Annotated in this window: 26 protein-coding genes; 6 read left to right on the top strand and 20 right to left on the bottom strand. The window is 48.9% G+C overall.

Going from position 1 to position 18231, the window contains the following annotated elements:
• Positions 1-52 precede the first annotated feature (52 nt).
• From HNEAP_RS12570 to HNEAP_RS12710, 9 genes are all read right to left on the bottom strand, one after another.
• Positions 53-466, bottom strand: coding sequence for a GFA family protein (locus HNEAP_RS12570; RefSeq protein ID WP_012824518.1), 414 nt, complete (start codon positions 464-466; stop codon positions 53-55).
• Positions 467-506: 40 nt separating this feature from the next.
• Complete coding sequence (locus HNEAP_RS08275) at positions 507-1094, bottom strand: AAA family ATPase (RefSeq protein ID WP_041600918.1); 588 nt, start codon at positions 1092-1094, stop codon at positions 507-509.
• A gap of 111 nt (positions 1095-1205) precedes the next feature.
• Positions 1206-1550, bottom strand: a complete 345-nt coding sequence (locus tag HNEAP_RS08270) for a darcynin family protein (RefSeq protein ID WP_272866938.1) — start codon at positions 1548-1550, stop codon at positions 1206-1208.
• A 165-nt stretch (positions 1551-1715) separates the two neighbouring features.
• Positions 1716-2519: a hypothetical protein gene (locus HNEAP_RS08265; RefSeq protein WP_012824515.1), complete on the bottom strand. Its 804-nt coding sequence runs from the start codon at positions 2517-2519 to the stop codon at positions 1716-1718.
• Between the two features lie 146 nt (positions 2520-2665).
• Positions 2666-2956 carry a DUF1330 domain-containing protein gene (locus tag HNEAP_RS08260; RefSeq protein WP_012824514.1) on the bottom strand — a complete coding sequence of 97 codons (291 nt, stop codon included), beginning with the start codon at positions 2954-2956 and terminating at the stop codon, positions 2666-2668.
• On the bottom strand, positions 2953-3327 hold the full coding sequence (locus HNEAP_RS08255; RefSeq protein WP_012822994.1) for a VOC family protein: 375 nt from the start codon (positions 3325-3327) through the stop codon (positions 2953-2955). The genes HNEAP_RS08260 and HNEAP_RS08255 overlap by 4 nt, the downstream gene beginning before the upstream one ends.
• Before the next feature lie 99 nt (positions 3328-3426).
• Complete coding sequence (locus HNEAP_RS08250) at positions 3427-3924, bottom strand: dihydrofolate reductase (RefSeq protein ID WP_012824513.1); 498 nt, start codon at positions 3922-3924, stop codon at positions 3427-3429.
• A gap of 59 nt (positions 3925-3983) precedes the next feature.
• Positions 3984-4505 carry a cysteine hydrolase family protein gene (locus HNEAP_RS08245; protein WP_012824512.1) on the bottom strand — a complete coding sequence of 174 codons (522 nt, stop codon included), beginning with the start codon at positions 4503-4505 and terminating at the stop codon, positions 3984-3986.
• A 392-nt stretch (positions 4506-4897) separates the two neighbouring features.
• Complete coding sequence (locus HNEAP_RS12710) at positions 4898-5089, bottom strand: hypothetical protein (RefSeq protein ID WP_155802509.1); 192 nt, start codon at positions 5087-5089, stop codon at positions 4898-4900.
• A gap of 205 nt (positions 5090-5294) precedes the next feature.
• Between HNEAP_RS12710 and HNEAP_RS12565 the strand changes: the two genes are divergently transcribed.
• The gene (locus HNEAP_RS12565) at positions 5295-5468 is read left to right on the top strand and encodes a phage integrase N-terminal SAM-like domain-containing protein (protein WP_012824511.1); all 174 of its coding nucleotides are present in this window, start codon (positions 5295-5297) and stop codon (positions 5466-5468) included.
• 45 nt (positions 5469-5513) lie between these two features.
• On the opposite strand, the gene HNEAP_RS08240 is transcribed toward HNEAP_RS12565, so the two are convergent.
• From HNEAP_RS08240 to HNEAP_RS08190, 11 genes are all read right to left on the bottom strand, one after another.
• Positions 5514-5954 (bottom strand): single-stranded DNA-binding protein, encoded by a 441-nt coding sequence (locus tag HNEAP_RS08240; protein ID WP_012824510.1) that lies wholly within the window; start codon positions 5952-5954, stop codon positions 5514-5516.
• 12 nt (positions 5955-5966) lie between these two features.
• Complete coding sequence (locus HNEAP_RS08235) at positions 5967-8438, bottom strand: type IV secretory system conjugative DNA transfer family protein (RefSeq protein WP_012824509.1); 2472 nt, start codon at positions 8436-8438, stop codon at positions 5967-5969.
• Positions 8439-8506: 68 nt separating this feature from the next.
• Positions 8507-9739: an ArdC family protein gene (locus HNEAP_RS08230; RefSeq protein WP_012824508.1), complete on the bottom strand. Its 1233-nt coding sequence runs from the start codon at positions 9737-9739 to the stop codon at positions 8507-8509.
• 97 nt (positions 9740-9836) lie between these two features.
• Positions 9837-10025, bottom strand: a complete 189-nt coding sequence (locus HNEAP_RS08225; RefSeq protein ID WP_012824507.1) for a hypothetical protein — start codon at positions 10023-10025, stop codon at positions 9837-9839.
• A 24-nt stretch (positions 10026-10049) separates the two neighbouring features.
• The gene (locus tag HNEAP_RS12805) at positions 10050-10970 is read right to left on the bottom strand and encodes a hypothetical protein (protein ID WP_012824506.1); all 921 of its coding nucleotides are present in this window, start codon (positions 10968-10970) and stop codon (positions 10050-10052) included.
• A 4-nt stretch (positions 10971-10974) separates the two neighbouring features.
• A complete protein-coding gene (locus tag HNEAP_RS08215) occupies positions 10975-12081 on the bottom strand; it encodes a hypothetical protein (RefSeq protein ID WP_133484603.1) in 1107 nt (368 codons plus the stop codon).
• On the bottom strand, positions 12059-12685 hold the full coding sequence (locus tag HNEAP_RS08210; protein ID WP_012824504.1) for a hypothetical protein: 627 nt from the start codon (positions 12683-12685) through the stop codon (positions 12059-12061). Before HNEAP_RS08210 ends, HNEAP_RS08215 begins: the two co-directional genes overlap by 23 nt.
• On the bottom strand, positions 12682-13812 hold the full coding sequence (locus HNEAP_RS08205; protein ID WP_166635994.1) for a DUF3363 domain-containing protein: 1131 nt from the start codon (positions 13810-13812) through the stop codon (positions 12682-12684). The genes HNEAP_RS08210 and HNEAP_RS08205 overlap by 4 nt, the downstream gene beginning before the upstream one ends.
• Positions 13813-14222: 410 nt before the next feature.
• The gene (locus HNEAP_RS08200; protein ID WP_012824502.1) at positions 14223-14567 is read right to left on the bottom strand and encodes a DUF7673 family protein; all 345 of its coding nucleotides are present in this window, start codon (positions 14565-14567) and stop codon (positions 14223-14225) included.
• On the bottom strand, positions 14567-14779 hold the full coding sequence (locus HNEAP_RS08195; protein WP_012824501.1) for a hypothetical protein: 213 nt from the start codon (positions 14777-14779) through the stop codon (positions 14567-14569). The genes HNEAP_RS08200 and HNEAP_RS08195 overlap by 1 nt, the downstream gene beginning before the upstream one ends.
• Positions 14766-15239, bottom strand: a complete 474-nt coding sequence (locus HNEAP_RS08190; RefSeq protein WP_012824500.1) for a hypothetical protein — start codon at positions 15237-15239, stop codon at positions 14766-14768. Before HNEAP_RS08190 ends, HNEAP_RS08195 begins: the two co-directional genes overlap by 14 nt.
• Before the next feature lie 412 nt (positions 15240-15651).
• On the opposite strand from HNEAP_RS08190, the gene parS reads away from it, so the two are divergent.
• The 5 genes from parS (at position 15652) to HNEAP_RS12700 (ending at position 18199) form a co-directional block, all read left to right on the top strand.
• The gene (parS, locus tag HNEAP_RS12295; RefSeq protein ID WP_012824499.1) at positions 15652-16152 is read left to right on the top strand and encodes a type II RES/Xre toxin-antitoxin system antitoxin; all 501 of its coding nucleotides are present in this window, start codon (positions 15652-15654) and stop codon (positions 16150-16152) included.
• Positions 16152-16625, top strand: coding sequence for an RES family NAD+ phosphorylase (locus HNEAP_RS08175; RefSeq protein ID WP_012824498.1), 474 nt, complete (start codon positions 16152-16154; stop codon positions 16623-16625). Before parS ends, HNEAP_RS08175 begins: the two co-directional genes overlap by 1 nt.
• A 125-nt stretch (positions 16626-16750) precedes the next feature.
• Entirely contained in the window at positions 16751-17122 is a 372-nt protein-coding gene (locus HNEAP_RS08170; protein WP_012824497.1) for a hypothetical protein, read from the top strand.
• 18 nt (positions 17123-17140) lie between these two features.
• Positions 17141-17731 (top strand): toprim domain-containing protein, encoded by a 591-nt coding sequence (locus tag HNEAP_RS08165; protein WP_012824496.1) that lies wholly within the window; start codon positions 17141-17143, stop codon positions 17729-17731.
• 81 nt (positions 17732-17812) lie between these two features.
• The gene (locus HNEAP_RS12700; protein ID WP_012824495.1) at positions 17813-18199 is read left to right on the top strand and encodes a hypothetical protein; all 387 of its coding nucleotides are present in this window, start codon (positions 17813-17815) and stop codon (positions 18197-18199) included.
• The last annotated feature ends 32 nt before the right edge of the window (positions 18200-18231 follow it).

Raw genomic sequence — 18231 nt, 5'->3', positions numbered from 1 at the left:
AAAAAGCGCAGCTTTTTGACAATCCACTGGAATGAATTGTTAAGCACTGCCATCAGCTTTGTGCTGCCCCTTGCTTTTTAGGTAGTGCTGGGTTCATAAAGTCCCAAGGTGCAACACTGCTCACATAGAAATCCAACTTTGGAACATAGCTTGATGCGTCATTCAAAGTTCCAGCCTTTATACCCAGCATTCCTGGCATATTGCTGAACCAAGCAAACAATTGAGAACCACAATTCGGGCAGAAACCTCTTTTGTGCATATTTCCGCTGTCAGCCTGAGATTCGAAATATTTTACTTCACCTGAAACAGCAACATTTTTCTCAGGGAAAATCATCGCCGGAATGAACGCACTGCCTGATGATCTTTGGCAATCTTTGCAGTGACAATTACCAGTAAATACTGGCTCGACGTCAACAGAGTAGCTGATTTCCCCACAAAGACACTGACCAGAATACTTTGAACTCATAAAAAACTCCTACCTGAAGATTGAGGCATAACGCTAAAGCTCAGCCGCGGCGGAACTGCGAAGCAGTTTTGACGTCGGCTGGAGCGCCTTGTTGGGCAATAGTTTCTAGTTTTGCACGGATGAATTCTACTCGCTCTTGCACCGAAGCCTTGGGGAGAACACACGTCTTATAACCGGCCCCAATGTACGCCGAAATGGTTGTCTCGTATGATCGGGCTGCTCGCTCAAAGCCATGTTGACGATAATGATCACACACATAAATATCCGGCCAAGGCTCTGCCACGAAAATCGTGCTGGCATATCGGAGCGAAGTTGCCGCTACAGCGCTTGGCTCTGCGCTAGCACCAAGGTAACGCACCCATTCGGGGATGCCTCGATCAAAGAACACGGGCCCGTTCAGTGATTGAGCTGTTTCGTAATCCCGAATGCTGCGGGCAAGTACCGCTTCCATAAAGGCTGTGCGATCAACTGAAGGGAGGATTTTTCCGTTGCATTCCAGCTGTTCTCGCATGATAGCGAGGGCCGCTTCTGGGACAGTGGAGTAGCCAAGATCCTTCAGTGCAGCCACAAGTGTTGACTTGCCGCCCCCAGAAGCACCAGTAATTACGTGAAAACGGGTATTGTCCAAGATTACAACCTGACCTCTTGTGCCCAACGTTAAAGCCAACCCGCCGCCGGAGCGCGACGCGCGGAGGGAACCCGCCCGCGCAGCGGGTGGGCGGTCGGGTTGAGTGCGAGGTTAGGCCTTAAGTCGATTTTCATACTCAACATAACCATCTGCGTATGCGGGGAAGATATTCACAATTGTAAAATACCCCTTTGAAATTAGCTCTGAATCTCGGAATTTTTCAAAAAAGAAATAGAATTGGCGCGGATCATCACATGAAAACATTTCAATATCGGATACAAATCCACAAAATGCCTCGGCATCAAAATGCGTGTGATGAACATTTGGATGTTCTTGCAGAATTGGAAAAATTTTTGCCTGAGTTAGCTCATTTCGCTCTGGACGAGAAAGAGCCAGCCAACTAATTTCGGCCTTTAGGTGTACGAAAACGGTAAAAGCATGTTGATTCATTTGGATTTCCCATGTAACGTTGGAGTTAATCTGCGCGCGTTAGCGCGTCCGTATTGAACGACGTGTTATATGCAAGCTACCTTAAATCTCAGCTCATTCATTTTCATAATCCTGACCCTTAGCCCCAGAGCTTTAGCAACAAATTTTGATTTCTTATATGAGCTGTCATCTTCAGTGACATAATACCTCGCGTCTGATGCAAAGAAGAAGTGCTTCAAGTCTCTGAACATGTTTTCGGGCTTTTTTTTTATTTATTTTATCTCTAAATAAGGGGTGAAAATCTAGTAGTAAATAAGCATTTTCTATCTTTTGTCCTTTGGTTAAATCCCCCAGTTTTCTTCCGTCTATTGCTAGAAAAGATTCTTGTATTTTTGGAAATCTTTCCAGAAGGGTGTCAGCATTACTTATTTCAAAATAATCTATAATTTCCTCTAGTTTTTTGAAATACGGACTTTCCTTGTTAAGGATGGTTTCATTGTTGGAAAATGATGATTTTAAATTTGATACTTCTGTTCGAAATTTCTTGTATGTTTCTGGAGTGCTTATCGACTCCTGCATCATGTTTATGAAACTATCCATAACGCTAGAATTTAGGATTCCGCTGCTTTTTTCAAGGAATGGTCTAAATAGACTGTCCTTTGAGAGTTTTTCCATGTCAATTCTATAGCTTCCTCCCGCCACCTTAATCTCTGGACGGGAGGGAGTATTTAATTGAATTTTTTTAAATTCACTATAAATATCAGCCTCAACTGGAGTCAATGATTCATCCGGGTTGACTCCCAGCATAAAACCTTTTGTTATTTCTTTTAAAAAAGAAATATCTTCTTCTATATATTGGTTATTTTCTTTAGAGGAAGATGCAAGGTCCCGTAGATGTCCTTCAGATGCGGGGAAGATGTACGTTGATGATAATTCACTAATAAATTCTTTAAATAGTGCGGCATCAAAATCTTTTGTAATGGTTTTGTGCTTCATGTATTGAAGTACATTCCAATCTAAATAAATATAATTTTTCAATGCACAAACTCTCTGATGGCATATAACGCCGCAAATCACGGGCAGGCAAAACAGAGCGAAGCGATGCTTTTGACTGTCCGTGATTTGCCTTGTTATGCATTTATTTACAAACAACCTTCTGCAAGTATAAGTTTGCTAGTTGTTGATTTATAACGGATGTCAAATAGCGCTTGTGCATCTGGATCATTAAGAAAGCCCTTTGCTCCTTCCTTTGTAGGAAATTCGATAACAACAACTCTTTCGGGTTTCCAATCGCCCTCCATCACTTCAGGCTCGACACCTTGTATGACATATCTGCCATCATGTTTTTGAATGAATGCTGGTATTTTTTCTATATATCCTTTAAAGCTTTCAAAGTCATTGATCGATATGTCCAAGATTAGATAAGCATTCATTTATTTTCCTCTGCGTGACAAACAGCCTCGATATTGTGGCCATCTGGATCAATGACAAAAGCACCATAATAATTTGGGTGGTAGATTTCTCTCACGCCTGGTTTTCCGTTGTCTTTTGCGCCTGCCAAAATTGCTGCCTCATAGAATTTATTGACTTCTTCTCTGCTGACCGCAGAGAACGCAATATGCATCGGGTTTTGTATTTTTTCGTGGACACCAAACCAAAATTCAGGCTTCCCATCCTTACCAAAACCCGCCCAGCCTTGTACTTCTGCTACGAGGCCAATACCTAATGGCGCCAATGCCTTAGAATAAAATTTCTTACTCTTATCATAATCTGATATAGCCATCCCAATATGATCAATAATCATATTTTCTCCTTCGATGCATAACGTTGGACGTAACGGGCGCCGGAGCGCAGTGGAGGGAACCAAAATGCGCAGCAATTTGGCGTCCCGTTGACGGACTTGTTAGCCGTTTCGACGCTCATAGACAGAGTAAGTATATGGGATAGCAGCTTGAATTGTTTCTGACGAGACAAGCTCGAAGTCTTTTTCATCCAGCTTTGGAAAGAAGGCGTCACCGTCGAAGGTTTGGTGCACCTCAGAAAGAAAGATGCCATGGGCATGCGGCATGGCGAGGGCGTATATTTCAGCTCCGCCGGCGACATATAGATCCTTGCCAGCTTCAGCAGCGATGGCAATCGCCTGTGCGAGAGTTGTAGCGACAGTGCAGCCTGGCGCTAGGTAGTGCGTTTGGCGCGAAATTACTACGGTGTGGCGGTTTGGCAAAGGCTTGCCGATTGATTCAAAGGTCTTTCGCCCCATTACGACCACCTTGCCCTCAGTGAGCGTACGAAAAATCTTTTGCTCGCCAGGTATCCTCCATGGGATGTTGGAGCCGTTCCCGATAACGCGGTTGGATCCCATCGCAGCAACCAGATAAATACGCACGGCTTGCTGATTCATGGGCCTAACGTTTGAGTTCAGGCCGCCGCCCGTCAGGGCGGTCGGCCTGCAACGAATTGTTAGCCACTCACAAGCTCGCTACATTTCATTAGTGTCACTGCTGGATGCTTAGAGAGAATGAAATTGTGATGCTCGCGGATCTTTTCAGCGCTGAGGTGCGGCTTATCGTGGGTGGTATGAGCATCTTCAACTAAAGTCACTCGATATCCAGAACATGCGGCCCTGAAAACTGTACGATCAATGCAAAAGTCTGATGAGTACCCGCAGATAATCAAATGGTCTACTTCAGCGTCTCTTAGGGTCTTGTCAAGATCAGTGCTCACAAACGAATCTGGCGTACTTTTCCTGATGCGCATATCTGCTTCCTCAACAGCAATCCCATCATATATTTTCCATGCATCCGATCCGTATTCGACAACTCCTTGAGCTTCGTGCTGAACAAATATTACGGAATTTCCATTCTTGCGAGCATGAGATATTAGCTGGCGAATATTATCTAATATATTTTCAGATTCATAAGGAGGTCTGGCGGCGTTGAATATCCCGTTCTGAACGTCAATTGCAAGTACTGCTGTCTTCATTACAAATTTCTCCTGAGTGGCTAACGTTCAAGCTAACCCGCCGCCGGAGCGCGACGCGCGGAGGGAACCCGCCCGCGCAGCGGGTGGGCGGTCGGGTTGAGCGTGATGTTAGGCGCGGAGCAAAGGAAAGACTGCAAACTCATGCTGTACGGAACCTCCCTGTGAGCCACGCCTTTGTTGGCAACTATGCACCAAACCCCGACGAGGCGCGAGCCGGAATTTGAATGGTGAGTTTGTAGCCCGAATTGGCTGCCAAACCACTGACAGAAAGCACCCTGAATCACGGAGTGCCTAACGTTAAAGCTAACCCGCCGCCGGAGCGCGTAGCGCGGAGGGAACCCGCCCGCGCAGCGGGTGGGCGGTCGGGTTGAGCGTGATGTTAGAACCGCAACTCATGCCAGAAAAGCTCGAACAGTTTCAACAGCCATACCTATAGTAACGATCAGGAAAAATAACTGAAATTGGAACACGCCAAAGATTGAAGAAGTGTAGCGGTCTTTGATTTTGTTTTGCTCACTCAATGGTAGGTGGCTAAGCCCCCCTTTCCACATGCTTGAAATGACACTAAATGGTGCCTTTTTCATTGAGCTACCCCATCGAAATGAGTCATATGTGACATATCCGCTCAGGGTGGTTAGGAGAAGAAGAATCCAAGCATTCATAGGGTTCTAACAAGCAATATACACCTTGGTAGGTGTATATTTCAGTAGAGGGTGGGTGTATAACACGGTTGGCATTTACATATTCCTTTGATTTAATTGCCTGATTAAGAAATAGAGGGCTCCATGGATGAATATAAACACACCTTGGCCAAAACTACTCGATCAGGTTCGTGATTTGATCCGAACCAAGAATTACAGCATCCGCACGGAAAATCAATATCTTCAATGGATTAGGCGGTTCATTCTGTTTCATGGCAAGCGGCATCCGCTCGACATGGGGGCGCCGAAGGGATACGCATAGCAGAGGACAGTTGTCCCGTTTTGGGACTTGCGCAACCTCAATAAGTTAAGAAACAAACCCACCCCACGATTCATCAGGTCGAGCCGGTTCATTGGCACGGGATGGTTTTTCAGCCGCTTGGTTCGGTGCACTATCTGCCCGTGTTTCTGCTTTCAAAACATCGACTCGCGTTACCCTCTCGCAGATGATTTCTCGGTGGGTTCTTTCTGTGCCCTTGGCGTCTTTTGCTGTTCGGGTGCGGATGCGGCCTTCAATGGCTGCCCAGTCACCTTTATTGAGCTGCGCCATGCGCTCGGCCACGGTTTCCCAGCCGACGACTGTGTGCCACTCGGTTTCCTCGGCAAATTCGCCATGGGCGGTTTTATAGCGATTGGTGGTGGCAAGGCGCACATTGCACACGGCTTTGCCGCTCTCGCCAACATAACGTAATTCGGGATCATTGCCGACAACCCCTTGCAATTGTGCACGATTGATATAACTGCTCATGATGTTCTCCTGTTATCGCGGGCTGAAAATATCGAAGATGGCATCGGTTCCTTCATCGCTAATCTCGGTTTCGCGTAATTCGCTGACATCGGGTGTATCGTCTGCCACAGCGAACCATGCCTGCTCGGCGCTATCCATCTCGGCATTTTCTGTGATGGCTTTGAACTCGTTTAATAAGTCATCCGGCTGGCGCGCTACGCGGACGGGCTCATCGGCATGACAAATCACCAAATCCTCGGTGCCATACCGTTCGGCATCCGGCTCACCCGTATCTAAATCGGCTGGAAGCAAATCCTGCGTTTCTTCTGGAATTACGGCAAAACCATCCGCCGTCATTTCTTCCCCATGCGATTCTGATTCTGGTTCGGCTGTGATGTTTTCATGCGGTTTGGATTCTTCGGCTGGGGAATGAGCAGGCGCAAATGTTGCGCTGTTCAGCGTGGCCGATGTCGAGGCGGTCATTGGTGTCGTCTGCACGGCACTGGTTTCACGGTTTTCCGAGCTGGACGTGGGCGATAACGGCGCAAACGCAACGCCGGTTTGTCCTTTCCCTAAAGGCGGTGCGACTGAGTTTGGCGCGGCCTTGAGTGGCGCTGGTTGTTGCGGAGTTTGTTCATCGATTTCCGCCACGGCTGCGTGGGCTGGCGCGCTTAAAGCGGCTGCCACTGGGCGCGCGTTCGGTGCGGGGAACTTGGCGCGTGCCAGAAAGAGCGGGTCTTTGAAGTACAAAATTTGTTTGCCGTAAATCGGCGCTTTGCCTGCGACAAAAATCAGCATATCGCCCGCTTCCATGATGTTGCCTTGGCCATCCTTTTGCGGCCCCGGCAGTCGCAAGGCTTCATCGGGCGTGAGCAATGGCCGCTGAACTTCCTGAATGCTGGTGCTGATTTGATCGAGCATTAGCTTGGTGCGCCCACCTGAAAAACTCTCTTGCCGCTTGATGATCGTGGTGGTGCCGCTCATTTTGCTGAGCAATTCGGCTGTTTCGATCTTGTTTGGCGCGTAGGCGATTCGTATATGGCAGTTCGACATGATCGACTCATCTTTGCCATACGCCGCGTAAAGCTGGCTTAAATCTTGGGTAATGAGATACGCCTTCATGCCGTAACCGGCGATAAATGCCAAGGCTTCCTGAAAAATATCCAGCCGACCCAAGGAGGGAAACTCATCAATCATCAGCAACAATCGATGCTTATAACCCGCCACCGAACGGCCATCTTTGAACTCCATCGATTCGGTCAGGTTGCGGATAATCTGGTTAATCATCAAACGAATCAGGGGTTTTAAGCGGTCTTTATCTGAAGGTGGCACCACGAGATACAGCGATACCGGCTGCTCGGCATTCATCAAGTCGGCCACGGCAAAATCGGATTTGTCGGTGTTTGAGGCCACGATGGGGTCGCGGTACAACGTAAGAAACGACATGGCGGTCGAAAGCACGCCGGAGCGTTCATTATCAGCCTTGTTCATCATGTCGCGCGCTGAGGCGGCCACGACGGGGTGCGGCCGATCGCCCAAGTGATTCGTATTAATCATTTCGGCAAGAGATTCTTCCAAGGTTCTCGAAGGGTCAGAGAGAAATGTGGCCACCCCGCGCAAGGTTTTATCCTCCTCCGAATACATCACATGCAGCACAGTACCGACCAGCAACGCATGGCCTGTTTTTGCCCAGTGGTCGGTCATGCCCTTGCCATCTGGGTCAACAATCATCGTCACGAGGTTCTGAATATCAGCGATTTCCCGCTGGGTACCCAAGCGCACTTCATTCAAAGGGTTGTAACTGGCCGAGCCGGTGATGTCGGTTGGTGAAAACCGGATAATGCGGTTGTTAGCTTCCTTCTCGCGCCAGCCTGCTGTTAGCGCATAGTTCTCGCCCTTGATGTCGTACACCAAGGCCGAATGCCGCCATGCCAGCAAGGTGGGTAACACCAAGCCCACGCCCTTACCAGAGCGAGTCGGCGCAAAGGCCATGACATGCTCAGGCCCATCGTGACGCAGATACTGAACATCTCCACATGGATTTTTCCATGCGCCGATAAATACCCCAGCGGAATCGAACACCCCCATTTCCTTGATTTCATCCTCGCTTGCCCAGTGCGCCGACCCATGCAGGGAATCCATGCCGACATTGCCAAACTTGCGCCGATACCAATAGCTGATGAGCGCCGCACCAATCACGGCAACCGCAGCCCCACCAATCAGCAACACATAAGCGATAAATACAATCGATTTAAGGGTTGGCACATTGCCGTATTGCCACAGCCAGATGGCAAACATCCAAGGTGCGTACAGCTTGCCGATCAGTGGCGAACCCAAAGCTGCCTGATAATCCAAAGCAGATGCTAAGTATTGTGTCGTGACAACCATCACTGTAAACAACATGAGCAAGCCAGCGGCCACGCCCATTAATTGCAAGCCGCCTGGCTCGGGCGATTTATTGGAGAGGTTGTAAAGCTCAGTCGGGGAAGAGGGGTTCTTGGCCATGATTGAATCCAGTTTTTGGGGACTCAATCACGGTATCAAGGGGGCAAGGAATTGAGAGGGATGGGGCTTCACCGCCCCATATGTTGTTCTAAAGCTTTGTTGTGCTGATTGCCTGACAGCTTACCAAAACCATCGGCACCGTAATTGATGGACGCAAATGAACCCAGCGCCGGAATGGCGTCCAGCTTGGCTGGGTTATGTACGGCAACCTGTTCGCGACCACCGGCATCCTTACCAAATTTAGTAAACACGGCATCCGGCTCAATTGCCAGAACCTTGCCCATGACGGAGCGACGGTTTTGCTGCACCAAGTCATCTGCATGAATGACGGCGTAACTTTGGCCATCGATTTCGATTTGCTGGATTTTCGGTTCAAGGGTTGGTTCTTGCTGCAAGGATTGTTCACGCGCCAGTTCCAGGCCCAGAACATAGCCTTGAATTTTTTCAGCATCGGCAGCCGCTCGGAATATTTCCAAAGGATCTTCTTGCAAAGATTTGATCCATGAGCCGACATAGGCCACATGCTGACCGGGATCGTGCCCGATTCCCAGTTCATCGCCCAAAATCATGCTGGCAATTTCAGCCCGCAGTTCTTCCTTGGCATAGGACTCACTGCCAAAACCACCAGTCAAATCTCGATCAAGACGGCTGCTGTGCCCCGTCCAGTGCCCCAGTTCATGCAACGCTGTGGCGTAATAGTTATCAGCGCTGGGGAATTGCCCCTTATTGGGAAGATGGATGCTGTCGGTTGCCGGTCGATAAAAAGCCCGATCGGCTTCGCCATGACGAATCACCGCACCTGATGCAACCAAAATATTTTCGGCGCGTTCCTGTGCTTTCCATGTTTGCTCTATTTGAACCTTTGGCTGCAAAGGCGGCAAACCATCGATCTGTTCGGCATTAAATACGGTGGCGAAAAATGCCCGTGGTCGTTCCAGCCTGACGGTTTGTTTTACCTTATCGCCCTCGGCATTGATCACGGGTTTGCCGTGGTCATCGCGTAAAATTTGCTCTTCAGTAAATTTCCAATACTGAATGCCCGTGCCTTTCTCACCTTTACGCACTTGGGCGCCGATGTCTTGGGCCTGCTTGTAGGTCATCCAGCGTTGATCGGAGTAGCCTTGTGCCATTAACCACATGGCATTAATGCCCTTGTAGCGATTCTCAGTGGTGGGGTTCATTGGCACGATGCCACCGGCCTCGCCCGGTTGCCATGGCTTTTGCCACGGCGCGGTTCCCTGCTTTAATTGCTCTATCAGTTTTTCAGCCACGATTTCGTGGAAAGGCTTTTTGGGTTCCATGGGAGCAGTCTCCTGAATACGAAATTGCACATCGTCTGATGCGGGAAATGTGAGTTGTTTGCGCTGACCAAGTGAATTTGCTCAACACTAAGCCCATTTATTCGGGGGCCTTGTTGCTTTCCTCAGCATCCGCCTCACTGACTGCATCTTCGATGAATGCGCCCATGAGTTTGGCCTCATCGGCGGTAAACTCGATTGCTCCGCCTGACCGTTCAGCCAAAATGATTTTTTCTCGAAGGTCGGCCATGTTCACATCGCCGGTTACTTTGCTTTTGCTTGAGTTCATGTGATTTCCTTTTGGTAAATGAGATTAACGCTCGATCTGCTGATCGAGACCATGACCGCGTGTTTTGGTTACGATCTTGCCCAGCCCATCGGTGCCATAAGTGATGGATGCAAATGATCCCAATGTCGGAATCACATCGAGCTTGGCCGGATGGTGAGCAACCACCTGATCCCGGCCTTCGGCATCCTTGCCGAACTTGGTGTACACGGCATCCGGCTCAACGGCTAAAACTTTCCCCATGATGGAACGGCGGTTTTGCTGCACCAAGTCATCTGCGTGAATGACAGCGTAGCGCTGGCCACCCAGTTCAATAAACGGACTTTTGGTTTCAATTCGAAATTGATCGTGGTCTGTTGCGGGGAAAATTTGCTGGGTTCTGGAACGATCACGCAAACCATCAGCCACCAACTCAGTAATGGCGATCAGGTCTTGCAGTTGCATGGGGCGTGTTTTTTCGGTGCAGGTTTCGCGCAAAACGCGATTCCCCTGATTTTGATCGAGCTCTTTAGCGGGATTGATGGCTTCGCATGAGTAGGCAAATACTTCCTCTGCCTTCATCAAAAGAGGTAGGTCTGGGTAGTTTTCTTCAACTAAATCCCAGATTTTATTGATGCCCGGCTGATCGCGGGCATCAATGATTATGTTTAGGATTCGTCCTTTTTCGTCTGCGGTAAAAGTGTTGATTCCAAAGTGTCCGATGGCTTCATGTCGAAGTGATCTTTCAAGGTCGTCGTTGTCACGAATATTGGCAAGGGGAATGATGATTTCCCCTCGTGCAGGATGATACGAGGCTTTGATTTTTCCGAAGACTTCGTTTTCAAGTTGGTTTCCATAAATTTCCTCCAATGTATTACATAAGCGGCAAGTAATTTGCCCATCGAGCGCTGGAAAGGCATCGAAGAATTCATTAATTGTATTCAGCGCCACGTCGAGAGATGAGCTCATGTCATCACCGCTCGATCTGCTGATCGATACCTTTACTTTGCTCCCTGGCTACTAATTTGCCAAGTCCGTTTGTATCGTAATTGATTGTGGAAAATGAACCCAGAGCTGGAATGACATCAAGCTTAGCCGGATGGTGTGCCACCACCTGATCCCGGCCTTCGGCATCCTTGCCGAATTTGGTGTACACGGCATCGGGTTCGACAGCCAAAACTTTTCCCATGATGGATCGGCGGTTTTGTTGCACCAGGTCATCCATATCAATCACAGCATAACGCTGGCCGCCCAACTCAATATTCTTATCCCGAATCGCCCGCCCGCGCTCATCGTGGCCGTATTGATTTTCATAACCAAACCGGCTGTTTTCACCGACCTCAACATCGCCTTCCATTCGCGCCTTGCTCATAGCGACTGCTCGATGCTCGCCGACCTTGACGATTACCGTGCCACCATCTTCACCAGCGACCGTGCCGACATACGACATACCATCGTCCACTGCTTTTTCGATGACAAGATTCTGGCCAGTAACGAGCTGATCGAATTCCGTTTTTTTGTCAGGCTCTAAGGCTTGGCTTTTTCTTGTTACCTCGATTTCCTCAAGTTCAGGTGCCAAGGTCTTGCGTTCTCTGGCGCTGAGCTTTTCAACCATTTCACCCATGGTTTGATCGACTTGTCTGAACGCATCCGGCTCAAAACCCATTTGAATTAATCGTGTTGTGGTGACTTGTTCCATCAGCGCAACCGCTTTGCCAAGCTCATTCAGGGTGCCTTCTTGTTCAGCCACATCCAGCATTTGATCAAAAGTGCCATCTGCTAAAAGTGTGTTTAGTCCCACGGTCGGCTTGGCATTCATAGCAGATGAAAACAAATCTCCATGAAGACGATTACCGGCGACCTCCATGAATTCTGGATGACCATTCAGTGCCCTTTCGAACTGCTCAAGAATAATCGTGGCATTTGCGGGCTCAATTTCCGCAGCAAGTCGGTCCTCATCGCTGATTGATTGCTGCCAGGGCGCTTCACCCCGACCCATGATATCTAGCACTTCTTCGAGCAATTGCTCTTGGTTTGTATCAGACATAAAACCTCCTTTAGTTTCCGATTGAGCAATCAACGGAGTAAATCTTTTGATACGCCTTGGACTGCATCATCTGAGTTTGTGCATACATGAGCTGCATAGTGTCGGAGGGAACCGTGGTTGCGTGTTGGCTGTATAACTTCTCCATCGTGGCTTGATTTTCTGGCGTGATATAGCCGTAACCGGCATAAAATTGAACTGAGCCCACATTGCCAATACCATCCTCATTCAACATGACCTGGCGAGCCACCGATTGGCAAATTGTCATGTCACCGCCGAAGACCGTGAATGTTTCATGCCCACCTGCGTCAATTGCGGCTGGTTCATAGAGTCCGCTTTTATATGCCTTCCATCCAGAGCTGGTATACATCCCAGACATGGTGTTGTTGATCCCAATGCCCACATAGTAGGCAGTTGGTTGCCCGACCCCAGCAGTCGGATTGATGTTAACGGTCATCTTCTGACCAATAAGTTGCGGATTGTCATGGTCATCGTAAATATCCGTTACAACCGAATTAATTGCGCTACTGCCATAGGTCTGGCTTTTTGTGAAGCCACCCCAATACTGTCCGTCCGCGCTTGCTGCGCCGATACCAAGAAAGGCCGCTGCCGTTACCATCACCAGTGAAATTCGCTTCATCGTGTAAAACCCCGTTGTCGTTGACGATTGCCCAACCAAACTGCCATCCCGTTCTCTATGCGCATCACGCCTCGTTGCACCATGGCTGCTTGGGTGGTGGCAAGGTTGGCTTGGCATTCGCCCACCCATCCACTCAAACCTGTAGGCGCCACGGCGTAGCTGCCGCGCGCCAAAGTGGCTGATACAGACATGAGGCGTTTTGGATCGCGCAAAAACGATTCGGCATCCCCTTCTTGATACACCCCGACACCGGATTTCAGATTTTGCACATGAACGGTGGTCCCAACCTTCTGATACTGGTTGGTATTCAGGTAATAAACACGGCCATCCACGGCCTCGATCAAGGCATAAGGCTTCATCTTGGCTTCATCCTCGCCAACGCCCACCACACGCCCGAACAACCGCTTTTCCAACGGCTCGCGGCTATCCAGATAAACCAAGGGCATTTCTGGATCAGATAACGTTTTTCCATGCTGGAATTTGGTTTTAAGCCGGTCTTCAGACATTTGCCTCACGCGTAATGCCTGCTCAAAATCCCCCCGTATTTCCCATTCCATACCACTTCGTTTTTTTGCCAATCCCATGTGCTCAAGATGGGTTAATCGCTTAATCAGGCGCAACCGGTCTGATTCTTTGATTTTTGTATTTTTGAAATTAATTGAATTAGGCTCTTCGTGATACCAATGTTTCACGGCAGATAATGCAGTTGCTTTTTTAATCAATTCTCGATCAAGCCCCGTAAATCTATTTTGATTAATTTGCCTATCTAGTGATTTTATAATATCGGCTTCTTGTCGATAGCCAATATGCTGCGTGGCAATATCTTGTGATGATTCCCGTAACCCAGATTTAATGTATTCTCGCGGGATACTGATTTCATGGCCTGACATATCCATTCCCCGAATAGCCACATGCACATGCGGATTATCCGTGTTGTAATGATCGACCGCGACCCATTCAAATTCACAGCCTAAATCATGTTGCATTTTGGCCATGACATCGCGTGTGTATTTCTTCAAATCCATTTTCTCCCCGAATTCAGGCGAGATAATCATTTTGAACATGCGTGGGTCATCCGCTGTTTGCCAATCTCGCAAAGTGCTCACGGCATCCAGAGCCCCGTTCATGCCAAAGGCACCGCCGCCCACCTCAATGGCGGAATCGCGGGAAATGTACTTGCCATGCGCCGCCCATTGCCCAGGCGCACGATTGGGCGAGTAGGTTAGGCGAATAGCCACCCGCTGAAAGTGATTTCGCCCCTCCTTACTCAATGTCTTTTGCTGGAATCCGCCGCCCAATCGGCTGTTTCGACCAAAGGTTTGCACCGCCCGCAATAGCTTTGCCGTCTGTTTGCGCTGAAGCCGGAGCGAATCCTTGTCTTTGATGCCTTTCATAAACCATTTGAGTGGACTTTCCCGCTCTGATGATGTGTTTCCGCCTGAAGTTTGCGTACTACGCAAAGAATCCTGATTCGCCATTGCCTTTCCCCACCAGATAAAACCGCTCAAAAAGTTTGCGTACTACGCAAACTTTTGGCCTAAACCGACGAGCGGTTCCAGAATGACCAGCCCGAAATTGCTTGTTGCGCAGTTCCAGGTAAATACCTATGCACTTCTTTTTCACCGTGACGATCCAGCCGGATGACATCTAGCGCATCATCGAAAAGCGCCTCATCAAGCCCGCGCAATTGGTTTAGGTCAAAGGGATGGTCGTCTCCATTGAAAATGCCAATGATGAACGCGCGCAGTATTCTTGATTGTCCACTCGTGCCAGAGGCGGCCGCGTAGATACGATGCAGAGTAGGGATGCCGTCTTTAATAGCCTCGCTTCTTGCAGCTTTTATTCTTTGCAGTTCGGAAGTAAGAAAATCTAGGCTGTTCATCACACGTCTCCAGAGAAATATTGCCGATACAACAGGCATTGCCATGCGCGTAAAAACATGGCTCCGTATACTTCGGCCTCCGCACTTGTTTGAATAAATGGACCAAACTTCCTTGCAGCTCGCCATGCTTTAAGCCACTGCTCGCGTGGGGACTGCTCGTAGTGCGACACGTATTGTTTGCGTACTACGCAAACTTTTTCATTGCCGTTCATTGCCGTTTTCCTCGCTTGTCAGAAAGGTGCGCGCCACCTCGGTGATACCAAAATCATCAGATAGCCCCCGATGAATCGCCGTGATGATTTCGTCATAACGCCTCTTGGCCTCTTGCCTTGCAAACTCGCGATTAGCCTCTTGAATCGGCGGGGTGTGGGTTAGGTAGGTGCGAAGAAAAATATCGATTGCCGATAACGTCACCTGCTCGGTAGAGTTCAATCGCCGCATCTCTTTGGTGAGGTAGCCAAGCGTATTCACCAAACGGCGCTCAAATTCGAGAATGTGGTTTTCCATGGCCGACGCTCTTTGCGTGCTACGTAGGTCGGTTAAAACCATTTCTCTCAATAGTGACGATGTACTTTTCTTCTCACTATTTGCCAGTGATTTCAGCATCGCGCTTTCTTCTTCCGTAACCCTTAGCCTGATTAAAGCTGTTTTTGGAATTCCGCGTGATTTCATAAGCCCTCCTTGTTTGCGTAGTACGCAAACATCCTGTGATTTTCCGTAGCCGTTTGTACTACGAAATTAACGCTATCAGGCCACACCGGAATTCAGCATTAAATCAACGCTTGCGAGGATTTCAGGCTAATACTTGTACCCCACCCTTTATGTTCCACTACCATTCCGAGTAGCCCTGTTTTGTCGTTCTGCTTTTTTGGCTGCTGGGGAGTTGATATGTGCCGGATATGGTGATGCCCACCGAGAGCGCGACAAAAGTTTGCGTAGTCCGCAAAATTGTCCAACCGCAGGCACCAATCGAAGCGAGGGATTACCCGAAGCGTTTGGTTGATAACACTTCCAGTAAGCAAATACTGTGGAGAAAATCACCCATATGGTCTAAATTGAATGTCCATATGGAGGTAATTTTTATATGAACACAACCAAGACTGACCTATCTCGTTCTCGCATAAGCGGGCGCGTTGCCACCTCGGCAGATGCCGATCAGATGGGCATGAATGAGGTGTTCATGTTTGATTCTGAATCAGGCATGTTGCATCTCTCCAAGGCGTCGGTGTGGGTGCATGTAGTGAAAACGGGCATTGGATACGGTTACGTCAGCAGATTGGCTGAACACCTTGGCGTTGGGGATAACAGCGTCCTTATGAAAATTGGTGTTGCCGGTGGCACGATTGCGCGCCGCCGCCGGGCTGACGTGCTAAAGCCCGACGAATCTGACAGGCTGTATCGGCTGGCCAAAATCACTGCGATGGCTGAACGTGTTCTGGAGGATCCCGTTAAAGCCAAGAATTGGTTACAGACAAAAAATCGTGCACTTGGCGGAGTGTCTCCCTTTTCACTCCTTGATACCGAGCCTGGTGTCGATATGGTCGAAGATGTTCTGAACCAGATCGAGTACGGAGTCTATAGCTGATGAGGTTATGGCGTCTGGCCAAGGCGAATCGGTCACATGACAGTCTGGACGATGAGGCAGAAGGAGCAAAGCGCATTGGTGGCCGCTGGAACAGCAGAGGAACCCCAGTTGTTTATGCTGCGCCTCATGTGTCCACGGCAGCTATGGAAGTTCTGGTTCATGTGGATTGGCAATTTGCTCCAGCTCACGTCTTGATTGCCATTGATGTACCGGAAAACGCTTCAATCTCAAAAATAGAAGAAGGCCAACTTCCAGATGATTGGTCAACATATCCTGCACCTGGACTGCTTGCTGAGATCGGCGATAACTGGGTGACCAGTGGCACATCGTTGCTTCTGGACGTTCCTTCGGCTGCTAGTCCCTATGAACGGAATATATTGATCAACCCGAAGCACCCTGATGCCTCACGCTGCACGATGACGATCATCGGCCCCTACGTCTTTGATGGTCGTTTGAAATCAATGAATCAGTAAGTGCAGCTTAAAAGTTTGCGTAGCACGCAAACTTTTTGGGAAGGAAACCATCAGCCAGAAGGCTGAATTCCGGCCTGTTCACGTATCTCTTGAAGCGTCACTAATGACTTTTCAGGAGAACCGAGATGAAATTCGACGCATCAGAAATCAACCGTCTTCGCGCCATTCCGCTGACTGCCGTGCTGGAGCAATTTGGCTGCGAACCCGATTCTTCCGATCCCAAATACCAGTTCAAAAGCCCGGTGGGGCGACTCTCGATTGATCGCCAATCCAAAACTCGGTTCTATGCCCACGACATAGGCATCGGCGGTGGCGGTGCACTGGATTTGGTTCAATTGCTGCAAACATCCCAACTGGATAAACAAGATCGGGAGGCATTCAAAAATGCGGCTCAGGTATTAGGGGGAGAAATCACGCCTCAGGCCATCGAGCGAGCGCAGCAACAGGATCGCGCAGACAAAGCCACCCCCAGCGAACCGCCTAAGCATTCTGATTAACCAAAGCATATCCAAGCAGTGAAAGACTACTTGGTTGAAGATCGAAAACTTTCTGCCGGTTGGGTCGATCGGCTTTTCGAACAGCGCAAAGTTTTTGCCGGGGTCAGTCAACAAGGATTTGTGAATGCCTGTTTCGCGCTGGACAACGGCTCCATTGAACAGCGTGGATTAAGTGAAAAACCGTTTCACGGCGTGGCTGGGGAAAAGGGATTCTGGACGCTCAACATCGGCAAACCTGAGCGCGTGGTTTATGTGGAATCCGCCATCGATGCCGTGAGTTATGCCGAAATGGCTTATAAAAACAAAGAGCGAAATTTTTCTGTGGTTTCTATAACTGGCTCATCGCGTGAAAAGCTCCAGGCTCATGTGCTTGAACAAACTAATAACGGTTTGAAAATCCAATCCGCATTCGATTTAGATAAAGCCGGTGATAATTACCATCAACGGGTTTTGGAGGTGAATCCCGATGCAACCCGATTAAAACCTGCGATGGGAAAAGATTGGAACGATCAACTCAAAGCCACGAAAATCATGCAGCAAAACCCAGAAGTGAGAAAACAGGTAGATATTGAAATTAATAATCGACGCCAAAAATCGGTATCACGTTAATGTATGATACCAATGTATCAAAGGGTTGATGGGGGAAATTATCCACCCATTAATCCAAAAGTATTAATCTGAGAATTATCTATGAATAAAAACGCAGTGATGACCGGATTGCTCATGGTGGTTTTATCCCCTACAGCTCATGCCAGTTTTTTTGGCCATATCGCTGAACATGCCGCAGGTTATGCAGCGGGTGCCATCGCGGCGCACGAGGGCGAAAGGGTGATAAATGACTATCAGCGCCAGCATGAGCAAAATCAGTCAATAGGGCAGGGTGGTGGAGCCAACGCCGATGGCATACAGGCCGATGGTCGTTATGCGGCCGTAGCACGCGCATCTCAGGCCACGCCAAACCCAAAATTAACGCCTGGCGCCATCAATACGGCTGTAACCCAACAAAACCTTGATGTGACGATTTGTCGCCGTGGTGGCTACACCAAGTCAATTCGTCCCAAAGAGGCGTACACCTAAAAGCTAAAGCGCGCACAAATCAGAGAATATGG

The sequence above is a fragment of the Halothiobacillus neapolitanus c2 genome (genome assembly GCF_000024765.1).
GTDB classification, from domain to species: domain Bacteria; phylum Pseudomonadota; class Gammaproteobacteria; order Halothiobacillales; family Halothiobacillaceae; genus Halothiobacillus; species Halothiobacillus neapolitanus.
Note: the sequence above shows the minus strand (reverse complement) of the source record. Positions and strands in the feature narration are given on the sequence as shown.